10 protein-coding genes and 1 pseudogene are annotated in these 11,349 nt (G+C 44.0%); 9 read left to right on the top strand and 2 right to left on the bottom strand.

What is annotated here, in order from left to right:
• Positions 1–233: hypothetical protein (locus BACCOPRO_RS18350; RefSeq protein WP_008144736.1), on the top strand; the 233-nt coding region annotated here is incomplete at its 5' end.
• Between the two features lie 289 nt (positions 234–522).
• Here the strand turns inward: BACCOPRO_RS18350 and BACCOPRO_RS14365 are convergent.
• Positions 523–789, bottom strand: a pseudogene (locus BACCOPRO_RS14365) (DUF3836 domain-containing protein); the annotation flags it as partial.
• Positions 790–1,726: 937 nt separating this feature from the next.
• Between BACCOPRO_RS14365 and BACCOPRO_RS14355 the strand changes: the two are divergent.
• From BACCOPRO_RS14355 to BACCOPRO_RS14325, 8 genes are all read left to right on the top strand, one after another.
• Positions 1,727–3,049: a sensor histidine kinase gene (locus tag BACCOPRO_RS14355; protein ID WP_008144733.1), complete on the top strand. Its 1,323-nt coding sequence runs from the start codon at positions 1,727–1,729 to the stop codon at positions 3,047–3,049.
• A gap of 18 nt (positions 3,050–3,067) precedes the next feature.
• A complete protein-coding gene (locus BACCOPRO_RS14350) occupies positions 3,068–3,583 on the top strand; it encodes a PH domain-containing protein (RefSeq protein WP_008144731.1) in 516 nt (171 codons plus the stop codon).
• 133 nt (positions 3,584–3,716) lie between these two features.
• The gene (locus BACCOPRO_RS14345) at positions 3,717–5,069 is read left to right on the top strand and encodes a PH domain-containing protein (protein WP_258460936.1); all 1,353 of its coding nucleotides are present in this window, start codon (positions 3,717–3,719) and stop codon (positions 5,067–5,069) included.
• Between the two features lie 93 nt (positions 5,070–5,162).
• On the top strand, positions 5,163–5,861 hold the full coding sequence (locus BACCOPRO_RS14340) for a response regulator transcription factor (protein WP_008144727.1): 699 nt from the start codon (positions 5,163–5,165) through the stop codon (positions 5,859–5,861).
• Positions 5,862–6,334: 473 nt separating this feature from the next.
• Positions 6,335–7,558 (top strand): TonB-dependent receptor, encoded by a 1,224-nt coding sequence (locus tag BACCOPRO_RS18565; RefSeq protein ID WP_008144723.1) that lies wholly within the window; start codon positions 6,335–6,337, stop codon positions 7,556–7,558.
• Positions 7,497–8,666, top strand: coding sequence for an outer membrane beta-barrel family protein (locus tag BACCOPRO_RS18560; RefSeq protein ID WP_008144721.1), 1,170 nt, complete (start codon positions 7,497–7,499; stop codon positions 8,664–8,666). The genes BACCOPRO_RS18565 and BACCOPRO_RS18560 overlap by 62 nt, the downstream gene beginning before the upstream one ends.
• A 187-nt stretch (positions 8,667–8,853) precedes the next feature.
• Positions 8,854–9,699 carry a helix-turn-helix transcriptional regulator gene (locus tag BACCOPRO_RS17280; protein ID WP_155819211.1) on the top strand — a complete coding sequence of 282 codons (846 nt, stop codon included), beginning with the start codon at positions 8,854–8,856 and terminating at the stop codon, positions 9,697–9,699.
• 169 nt (positions 9,700–9,868) lie between these two features.
• A complete protein-coding gene (locus tag BACCOPRO_RS14325; protein WP_008144717.1) occupies positions 9,869–10,336 on the top strand; it encodes a hypothetical protein in 468 nt (155 codons plus the stop codon).
• Positions 10,337–10,417: 81 nt separating this feature from the next.
• On the opposite strand, the gene BACCOPRO_RS14320 is transcribed toward BACCOPRO_RS14325, so the two are convergent.
• On the bottom strand, positions 10,418–11,349 hold a 932-nt coding region (locus BACCOPRO_RS14320), incomplete at its 5' end, for a peptide chain release factor 3 (RefSeq protein WP_008144715.1).

Raw genomic sequence — 11,349 nt, 5'->3', positions numbered from 1 at the left:
GTCGAATACTCCTTCATACTACACCTTATTATATATTATATAAAGGCGAAAAACTGATTTACACTGAGAACTTCCTTTTAAAACTGTTTTTTATACCGGCAGGAAGCCCCAGACAAGACGAGATACTTTATATCACCGGAAGATTTTATACAAACAGAAATCCTATACTTGCTGAGAAATTCCATTTAAACGGAAAACCTTATACCGGTAGCAAATACCAGAGAAGACGATAAACTTTACACAAACTTCAATTTATACTTCCGGGAAAATACATTCAAACCAGGAAACCTTATACCAGTAGGAAATACCAGACAAGAAGATAAACCTTACATAAACTGACGGATTTCACATTAACTGGAAAAACTTTTATATCAGTCGAGAGATTCTATTATTGCTGGAAATTCTTTAAACCGAAACCATATACCAGCTGAATGATCTGACAAAATCAGGAAACTTACAGATCATTCAAAGTTGTATAGGAAAAAGCCTGCGATAAAAGAAATAATACTGTTCAGCTAAATATTATTTGGTAAATGTCTCTGTCTGCTTCAATACATACTCGGAATTCTTCACGTCCCATACATAAGTTTTTTTATCTATCACATCTCCCTCCTCATCATAAGAAAAATCTATTTTGCAAAGACGGTTCAGATATTTTCCATCGGTCACTGAATACATTTCAATATTCGTTACCTTCTTTCCTTCTGATTCTACATTATAAACAACTTCAGGAGTAGAAACGGACGCTGCTACAACAGCTGAGATAATCAAATTTGCGATCATAATAAATAATGTTTTTAAAGTTAAACCTTTTTGTTATTTCTTATGATGCAAAGGTAAAGCGGCTGATGTATCTTTTATGTTATCAACAAGTTATCTTTAGGTTAAGACTGAGAGGGCTTAGCGTTCCGGTAATAATCATTTTTCCGAAAATGAAAATGAGCGATCATCATAGAGAAATGTATCTGCATATACTCTGCCCGCTATAATGACGCAATCTCCACAGAAGACTGATTTCATCGGAGAAAAACAAAACAGACAAAAAAGCAAAGTAGCAGATCGAGACATCTCCCACAACGAAACCCACGATCAAAGGAATATACCCACACAAACTATGTGCAAGCATGTTCGCTATACGGAAATGACGGATTTTTAAATTGCCTTTATGAAACAAGCGGAAAGTGTAATTACGCTTATTATATCTGATCTTCAGCATCCGGTATGCCGCCGGATGAATCAGAATATACACCACAGACTGTAGCAGCCAATTCACCAGAACTCCGCAAACAAAACTGGACAATACCAAGTACTTGCCCCGGCTGAAACAATTCTCAGAAGTCACATTCAGACTGTCAACTCCATAAACTGCTGAAAAAAGCGCCATCATGACTGGCAAACAAACAAAGAAAGTTATTATCACCTTCAGATTAATATGCTTCGTTTCTGTGATATCTATAATCACCTCCTCTCCTTCCGGCCCTCTGCCGTATGAAATCACTGTACCTTTCGGAGATGCAGATTTTCGGGAAAACAAATACTTGAACAGTTTCATACCTAAATTATCTTTGTAACAGATCTTTTTTGCTGTTACAAAGATAGAACAAGAAAAAAAACCGTCACCTTATCCTTATGTTATCTTTAGGTTAAGACTTCATTTTCATACCCTGCAAAAGATTCTATACTTTATCTTTGCAAAAGAAACATGCGACAAAATACAACAATACCCATGAATACTTCCCGACGCAAGAAAAACATCATCTTCATAACCATCCTCTCAGTTCTCGGACTTCTGGGAGCTATGGTCCTGCAGGTGACATGGATTTTCAATTCATATGAACTGATTCGGAACGACATTCAGAAGGAAAGTTATGCAACCATCGAAAAAGCCCTGGAAGAAGAAGGGAACATAAGATTCGGCAGAACACCGAAAGGAACAGAAATATTGAGTGGTCCGACCAATGACACCATTCCACCTATGGCATATTTTTATCAGCGTCTGACCGAAATGGGCTACCCGATGTCGTTGCATAACCTTGATTCCATCACCTCCGAACTTCTGTTCAAGAACGAACTGGGCGATCAGTATTACATTTATATCATGAATCCGCGTACCGGAAAAATCTTCCATGAAATCGGAACACGGAAAGCTCCTTCCTTCATGGCCGTCAAGCCGAAATACTTCCCCATCCGCTCTGATTATACCCAGGTTGTCCAACTCGTCCTTACCAATCCTTACCAGACATTTCTGAAACGGATGGGCCTGTTGCTTGCCGGTACTTTCATCATCATGCTGCTTGTGATTGTATGCATAGGCCATCAAGTGAGATTCATTTCGCGATTCGAAAAGATTTTCCAGATTCGTGAGGACTTCTCCTATGCCATGATCCACGACATGAAAACACCGCTGACCACCATTATCATGGCCTTGAAATTCCTGAGAAGCGGTAAGCTTGATGACAAGCCGGAGATGAAAGACCGCTATTTCAGCATAGCAGAAACAGAATCCGACCATCTGCTGACGCTCACCAACAAAGTTCTGACCATCTCCAAACTGGAGAATCACAAACTGGAAATGAACAAGACAACGGTAGATCTCGTTCCCATGCTGGACAAACTGACGGAGAAGTTCAAGACAAAATCACAGAAACCGGTGGAGTTTACACTGGATTTCCAAAGCAAATCGGCATATGCTGACAGCGAATATCTGGAGGAAGTTATCAGCAACCTGATAGATAATTCCATCAAATATTCCAAAGACAGTGTACAAATCAACATCACTGCCGAAGAAAGCGACCGATACACGGCTCTGAAGATTCGCGACAACGGACTGGGCATAGCAGAAAAAGATATCCACCTGATCTTTCAGAAGTTTGAACGAACTTCTGCTGTCAAACGTAACCGCAGGAACGGAGTTTCCGGATTCGGACTGGGACTTTCTTTCGTGGACCAGGTAGTAAAGGCACATCACGGGAAGACATTTGTTACCAGTATAGAGGGCGAGTTTACTGAATTTATAATATATTTGCCTCTGACAGACAGTGAAGAATAAGCCTAAATCAATAACAATATGACAAACAGACAATTGAACTTTGAAAACATAGACAAGGTAGAGAATCTCAATTATACTCCACTGGAAAAGAAATACCTAAAAGTCCAGACAGTAAAAACGATACTAGTTTATATCATCTTTATGGGACTCACGCTTCTGTTCCTTCTGGCAGAGGAGTTCGCCTATCGTGTGGTAACGACAATCGGCATAGAATGTGTTTTTCTGACAGCTATGATTGTGAATCTTTTTCTACTTCCCAAGGCCTATTCCTATAAAGGATTCGCCATCCGTGAACATGACATCACATACCGTTCGGGAATTATCTTCCCTTCAGTAATTACGATTCCTTTCTGTAAAATACAGCAAGTCAGCATACGCCAGAACCCGATAACACGCATTTTCGGACTTTATGCCATCGACATCGTGAATGGTGCGCAGATGCTTGAAGCTACCAGCATTCCGGGACTGACAGAAGAGAAAGCAAATGATATTAAAGCACTTATAATAGAAAGCATCAGAAATGAAAATAAATGATTTCTCAATACCGCGCAGGATGAGCAAAAGTGCTTTCGTAATTTATTTCGTGAAGGCTCTGCGAAACTATGCAAGTATTATCCTGATACTTTTCACTGTCAGAATATTCGATTCATCCGAGGAGACTTCTATTATGGAATACATAATAATGCTTCTGTCCTATCTGGCAGGATTCCTTGTCATATCGCTGATAACCGCATTCCTAAGCTTCTACTTCAAGAAATATTACGTTGAGAACGGGAACCTGATTTTTATCCATGGTGTCATACAGCATGAAAGGACAAGCGTCCCTCTGCATAAGATCCAGTCTTTACGAACCAAAAGCGGTCTCATTTATCGTATACTTGACATGAAAGGCATCTCGTTTGACACTCTTGCATCACGGACTGAAGAGATAGAACTCATCCTTGATGATGATGACTGGGATGCTCTGTTAAGCCGTGTGGAGACTCAGGAAAATACACAGGAAGAAGTACACAAGACAGAAGCTACGGAACAAGAGGCCACAGCAAACTGTAAAAGTATAAAACTGGAAGTAAGCAACCTAAACCTGATTAAAGGCGCTCTCTGCCAGAATCACTTCAAAGGCATGGCAGTGTTGTTCGGTGTGCTTGCCACGCTGTACAATCAGATAACTTCTGTCAACGACAAGGCTGCAAAATATTTCTTAGACTATGTAGAAACACATGCTGATACTTCCGCATTCTCTATTACAGCTGTATTAACAGTCATAGTGATACTGTACATAGTAATTCTGATCCTATGGATGGGAAAGGTTTTCCTTCAATACTTCAATATGGATATACGTATGAACGAAAAACAGCTCTTCTTCGAAAGCGGACTGATTACGCGTAACAGCAACCGGTTCTCATTCGACAAGGTATGTACGCTTTACGTTAAAAGGAATATCATTGAAAACTGGTTGGGCTGCTGCACTATAATGGTCAGGCAGGCGCTGAATGCAACAGACGAAAAAAAAGATACCGACGTAAAGATTTACGGTTCATCACATGACGGGAACTTCCTGAACTGGTGGCTGGGAAAAGACTATAACTCCTCGCCAACTGTCATTTCTGCCCGTTCCGGTTATGGCCTGCTTGGCTACATCATAAGATTCGATATTCTGATTTCGCTTCCGGCCGCCATAGCCTTGTGCTATTACGGACAGTACATCTGGATTTTTGCTCCCATAGCCTATATGCTGGTTTCACTGAGCAAGGGACTTCTTGCCTTACGCAGGAGCCATATCACACTGAAGGAGGACTATATGGAAATAAGCAACGGAAAGTTTGCCGAAATCTATAATTATATAAAGTATGACAATATAGAAGTCGTACGTATGGTTTCCACTCCTTTCACACCATATAATCACAGGGTGAAACTGGTGATTTCCACCAATGGAACATCGTTCGCCATAAGGAGTCTGAAAGAGCAGGAAGCCAAGGAAATATACGAACTACTGTTGCTCAACAGCTACAACAATTAAATCATATTTTCACTTTTACTCAATTTTTATTTTACAAATATATAGGCAATACGATATTTTAAATATCTTTGTATAGATAAACACGAAAAAGCTATGATCAGATTATTATTAGTGGAAGATGACAACAATCTTTCATACATTGTCCAGACTGGACTTCAGGACATTATCGGAGGCTATGAAGTCATTACTGCCTGCAACGGAAAAGAAGGTCTGGAAGCCTGGAAAGAACATCACCCTGACATCATTATTTCAGACATCGACATGCCCGTGATGAACGGATTCGAAATGGTACGGCTGATTCGGGAAACCGACGGCGACACGCCCATCCTCTTTGCTTCTGCGCTTACTTCGCCCAAGGATGTCAGAAAAGGATATGACATCGGTGTCAACAATTACGTGAAGAAACCGTTCATTCCCGATGAACTGGATGCCCATCTGCATGCCATCCTCAAGATGAAGGAAGGGGCCAGAAGCCGCAACGAGAGCAGCATGTGCAAGTTCGGCAATTATACACTGGATGCCGGACATGCCACCCTCCGCAATACGGCTACCGGACAGTCGACAACCCTGACCGCCCGGGAGGCACAGATTCTGCAACTGCTGGCCGGGAACAAGGGGGAAGTGGTCAGAAGAGAAGTCATCCTGAGCCGCTGCTGGGAAAAGACGGACGACTATTTCGCTTCACGCAGCCTGGACGTATTTATCAACAAACTTCGCAAGCTGTTTGAAAATGATCCTCAAATCGAAATCAAGACAGTGCGCGGAGTGGGACTGATGCTGACCGACTCCTGAAAACCCCTCGAACTTTTTTAAAAACGCTTCGGCCTTTTTAAAAAACGTTTCGGCGTAATGAGTAAAATGTTTCGACGTTTTTTCACCCGCTCCCGGGACGTTAAGAAAGGCTTCCGGAATGTCTGGAAACCGCGGAAACATCTTGCAGACAACCCGCCGGAATCGTGCGGTCGTTGGGGCTGGATCGTGCGGTCGTTTCCGGGGCATCGAGTAGTACGATGGAGCCGAATCGTGCGGTCGATTCCGGAGGATCGAACGGTCAAGGCCGGAGGATCGTCCTTCCGCCGGCCGCCTGTATAGATTCCGTCTCCCAATAATTTACTAAAGCATTAAAACACAAACAGATAATAAATAGAAAACCTGATTACTTGTAGAGATTCATTTCATCAAGGAGAAAAATATTTTTTCTAATTTTGCGGAGAAAAAAAATTATTTCAGACTTTATAAGATAAGACACAAAATAACATTACAAAATGAAAACAACCAAACAAATCTTATGTCTGCTATGCAGCCTGGTTTGTGCCTGTGGATTGTCAGCACAAACCATAACCGGAAAACTGACTGACGAACAAAACCAACCTCTTCCCTATGCCAATGTTGTGATACTTTCGCTTCCTGACTCCGCCTTCGTAAACGGTACCGTCAGTGCTGAAGACGGAAGTTTCAGCCTCAACGCAACAGCTTCCGACCAGATTATCCGTATCACTTCAGTGGGATACAACACCGTCTACAAGCCGGTCCAGCCTGCTGATCTGGGAACTGTCCGGCTGATTCCGGACACTCAGCTGCTGAATGAGGTAGTGATCAAGGGCGATCTTCCCCGAACACGCGTAAAAGGAGATGCCATGGTGACTACCGTAACCGGAAGCATACTGGAAAAAGCCGGAACAGGAAATGACCTGCTCAACAAGATTCCCGGTGTATCGGCAGAAGAAGGTTCGGTCAATGTCTTCGGAAGCGGAGCAGCCGAAATCTACATCAACGGACGAAAGATGCGTGATGCTTCGGAACTGGAGCAACTGGAATCAAACAACATCAAGTCGGTGGAAGTGGTTCGTAACCCCGGTGCCCGTTACGATGCATCCGTGGCCGCCGTCATACGCATTTTCACCAAAAAGCCGGAGGGAGAAGGATTCGGCTTCAACAACCGGACTGGCATTTACTACCGGTATAACTGGTCAGAGCTCAATCAGTTCAACTTCAATTACCGCAAGGGCGGATTCGATCTGGGGGGTATGATTTTTGGAATGGACAGCCGGGACGAAGATAATAAGAAGGTCATACAGGAAACCTTTCTGGAAAAAACATGGCGGCAGGAGTCCGACCTTTCATCGTGGGTACATACACAAAACCTGGCCGCCATGCTGTCACTCAACTATCAGTTCAACGAACAGCATTCGCTCGGCATGCGTTACAACTACGACTATACTCCCAACAACCGCTGGCATATTCCTCCCCTGCCTACAACGGTTTACTGTGACGGCGAACGGTTTGAGGAAAGCAGCAGTTCCGGATGGCAGGACCGCCTGGAGACGAGACATGACTTCAACCTGTACTATAACGGACAGGTGAAAGGACTGAACATTGACTTCAATGCCGACGGTCTGTGGCAGGACATGAAAAACCCGCAGGGAAATGCTCGAACGCATCACTTCGGCCGAAGGCGGCACACAGGAACAGCCCGTCACCAGCCATAACGACGAACAGAATCGTCTGTATGCCGCGAAACTGGTCCTGTCACATCCCTTGTGGGACGGCAATGTTTCGCTGGGCAGCGAGTTCACTCACAGCAGCCGGAAGAATCTTTATATCAATACGGAGGGCATCCTGGATAATGACAACAGCCGGATCAACGAGAATGCAGTCTCTGCCTTTCTGGAATACAGCCGGAATTTCGGTCCGCTTCAGGCACAGGCAGGCGTGCGTTACGAACATCTGGCGTCCGGTTATTATGAACAGGGCCGGCGGATAGACGAACAGAGCCGCACGTATGACAACGTTTTCCCCTCTGTCTCCCTGTCCATGCCCGTGGGAAAAGCTCAGGTGCAACTCGCCTACTCAGGCAGTATCAACCGCCCTTCCTATTACATGCTTCGCAGCAATGTAACCTACATCAACCGCTATACCTACGAAAGCGGAAACCCCATGCTGAAACCAACGCTGATGAACCGGCTCACGCTGAACACTTCCTATAAATGGATATCGCTGAATGTCAACTATACGCATTTGCGTGACGGACTGCTGTACCAGAGCACTCAATACTCGGCCGAGAATCCGACCATCTCAATGGTTACTTTTGTCAATACTTACGACACCGACCGTCTGTACGCCACACTGACACTGGCTCCCACCATCGGCATCTGGTCGCCTCAGTTCAGTGCCATGCTCCTCAAGCAGTGGTTTCCCGTTGATACACCCGACGGACAGGAAAACTTCGGCCACCCGATGGGGAACTTCTCATGGAACAATCATTTCACTCTCCCCAAAGGTTTCCAGCTGGATATTGACCTGCAGGCCGACACACGGGGAGACAATGAAAATAGCCGCATGCTTGAAGGTGCCTGGAGAGCCGATGTCTCTCTTTATAAAAGCTTCCTGAACGAGCGCCTCAGTCTTCAGCTTCAAGGCTCAGACCTGTTCGAATCTTCACAGGCACGCATCACGCTGTTCAGCGGCAACCGCCTGATGACTCTGGATCAGGAAACACGGCGTCAGTTCCGCCTGACCGTACGTTACAAATTCAATGCCGCCAAAAGCAAATACAAAGGTACGGGAGCAGGCCAGAGCCAGAAGAACCGTATGTAACCCGTCGGGAGATAAACACAGGCAAACACAAACCTTACATATAATAACTCGACAAAAGGGCAGTCTTTTTTTTACAAAGGCTGTCCTTTTCACTTGCTGACTGGCTTTCATACAAAAGAAACTATTATATTTGTGAAAGAAACAGGCAGACAAACACAAGCGCAAAACACTTTATAAAAACACGAATATGAAAAACTGTACAAACCTTCTTGTACTCTGCTACTTCTTAAGCGGAGTTACGGGCAACATGCTGATCATCGATCACCAGTTGCTCAAAGTCCGGATCATGACTGTCATTACTCTGTTTCTGGCTGTCGTGATCATTCTGATCATCATCTATCAGCAAAACCTGAAAAACAAAGAGTGTACCATCCGCCGGCTCTCCCCAAATCTGCAGAATTATATCCAGCAGCAAAAGGAGAATGAAATCCGCATCAAACAGAATAAAGAATATATCAGAAGCTTTCAGGATCAGCAGACCGGCCAGCAGAAAGACCAGGAACCTGAACAGACATCACAGATCAGCCAGCCGGAACAACAGAACAAGAATCTGGCACCGGCTAACCAGGAACTGCAGAAACAGATTGAAACCAGCTGGAAAAAACTGAAGGAAACCCCGGTCAGGACACAACACATTCAGGAACTGACCACTGAAATGCTGCTGCTGAAAGAAAGGGAACAGAAGCTGACCGGACAACTGATCGCGATTCATCCCTTAATGAATGAATTACGGAACTCTCCACGTTTCATGCGTCCTGAAGATCTGGCCGTTCTCAGACAACTGACTGACGACATATATCAGGATTTTACTTCACGGCTGAACAGCCGCTTTACGAACCTGACGGATGTGGACATCCAACTCTGTATTCTGATCAAGCTCGGTTTCAGCATTTCACAAATAGCCATACTGACGGCAATATCTCCAACCTCCGTATCCCAGCAGAAATCAAGAACAAAGAAACGTATCCAACAGCAGAAACCAGACTGTTTTGCTGAAGGAGAAACGCTGGATTTATGGTTACGAAAGTTCTAAAAAATAGGGATTGTATATATCACACTTTCCCTATAAGGAACCAATATTCTGGTTTACAGCAATTTAGTCATTACATGCTGTATATATAAATTTATTCTGATGTTAACAAGAATGCGCTAACTTTGCCATAAGTATAACAATAGCGTGAAAAAACAAACTCCAGAAAAAGATGAAGCCCTTGAAAAAGACATCCGGAAAACGAAATGAGACTCAGTCAAAGGTCAATCACAGGTTCAACATACAGACGCTGACCACTGAAATGGAGCTCCTGAAGAAAAGAGAACACCAACTGGCTGAACGATTGATCTCTGAACAGCCACTGGTCAATGAATTACGAAAGAATCCACGCTTTATCAAAGATGCTGACAAAGTCTGTCTGGCTAATCTGGTGGACGATGTCTACAATAACTTTACATCCCGGCTGGTCAACCGTTTTCCCAATCTGACAGAAGTTGATATTCAATACTGTATTCTGATCAAGCTTCGTTTCACGGTTGCACAGATCGCCATCCTGTCGGCTATTTCTCCGACATCCGTATATCAGCAGAAGTCCCGCATGAAGAAACGGATTCTCAGGATAGAACCAGATGTGTTCTCACATGGGGAAACCCTGGATGTATGGCTCTATAAACTATAAAAAAAGACAGCCACGATCTCCCTCAAGGATCTCGTGGCTGTCTTTTTTTCTTCTTTTTTACCAGCAGGCTTCAGCCGGGAATCAGAATTCACTGGTGAAATGGAACTTGATATGCTTGAAGTCCATCTGAGCCATCTGAAGCACATAACCGCTATCGGCCAGGAACACATCGCGTCCGTCACGGTCTTTGGCCATATACTGATACTTACGTTTCTTAAAGGATTCCAGTTCGGCAGGATCATCACTTTCAATCCAGCAGGCCTTGTAAAGGCTGATCGGTTCCCAACGGCACTTCGCATTGTATTCATTCTCCAGACGATACTGAATCACCTCGAACTGCAGCTGTCCTACCGTTCCGATAATCTTCCGTCCATTAAACTGATTCACAAACAACTGGGCCACACCTTCATCCATCAGCTGGTCAATACCCTTGTTCAATTGTTTGGTCTTCATAGGATCAGCGTTCTCAATATACTTGAACATTTCCGGTGAGAAACTTGGCAGTCCCTTGAAGTGAAGCATTTCGCCTTCGGTCAATGTATCTCCGATCTTGAAAGTTCCATTATCCGGCAAACCGATAATATCTCCTGCCCATGCTTCATCCACCGTAGTCTTACGCTGTGCCATAAACTGGGTAGGCGATGAAAAACGCATCGTCTTATTGTGGCGTACATGTAAGTAAGGTGTATTACGGGTAAACTTACCGGAACAGACTTTACAGAATGCAACACAGGAACGGTGGTTCGGGTCAATATTGGCAGTAATCTTGAAAATAAAACCTGTAAACTTCGGTTCATCAGGCTGTACGGTACGTTCTTCAGCAGTTACCGGACGAGGGCTCGGAGCAATTTCAACGAAACAGTCCAACAGCTCCTGAACACCGAAGTTATTCAATGCAGAACCGAAGAAGACAGGAGCCAGTTCTCCTTTCAAATAGTCATCAACATTAAATTCAGGATAAACTCCATCAATCAGTTCCAGTTCGCTGCGCAACTTCTCAGCCAGCGGAGTAC

It is taken from the genome of Phocaeicola coprophilus DSM 18228 = JCM 13818 (genome assembly GCF_000157915.1).
GTDB lineage: Bacteria > Bacteroidota > Bacteroidia > Bacteroidales > Bacteroidaceae > Phocaeicola > Phocaeicola coprophilus.
Note: the sequence above shows the minus strand (reverse complement) of the source record. Positions and strands in the feature narration are given on the sequence as shown.

Coding starts and splice junctions, on each gene's coding strand:
- BACCOPRO_RS14340 (WP_008144727.1), top strand. CDS start 5,163: ATGATCAGATTATTATTAGTGGAAGATGACAACAATCTTTCATACATT.
- BACCOPRO_RS18565 (WP_008144723.1), top strand. CDS start 6,335: ATGAAAACAACCAAACAAATCTTATGTCTGCTATGCAGCCTGGTTTGT.
- BACCOPRO_RS14355 (WP_008144733.1), top strand. CDS start 1,727: ATGAATACTTCCCGACGCAAGAAAAACATCATCTTCATAACCATCCTC.
- BACCOPRO_RS14325 (WP_008144717.1), top strand. CDS start 9,869: ATGAAGCCCTTGAAAAAGACATCCGGAAAACGAAATGAGACTCAGTCA.
- BACCOPRO_RS14350 (WP_008144731.1), top strand. CDS start 3,068: ATGACAAACAGACAATTGAACTTTGAAAACATAGACAAGGTAGAGAAT.
- BACCOPRO_RS14345 (WP_258460936.1), top strand. CDS start 3,717: ATGGAATACATAATAATGCTTCTGTCCTATCTGGCAGGATTCCTTGTC.
- BACCOPRO_RS18560 (WP_008144721.1), top strand. CDS start 7,497: ATGCTCGAACGCATCACTTCGGCCGAAGGCGGCACACAGGAACAGCCC.
- BACCOPRO_RS17280 (WP_155819211.1), top strand. CDS start 8,854: ATGAAAAACTGTACAAACCTTCTTGTACTCTGCTACTTCTTAAGCGGA.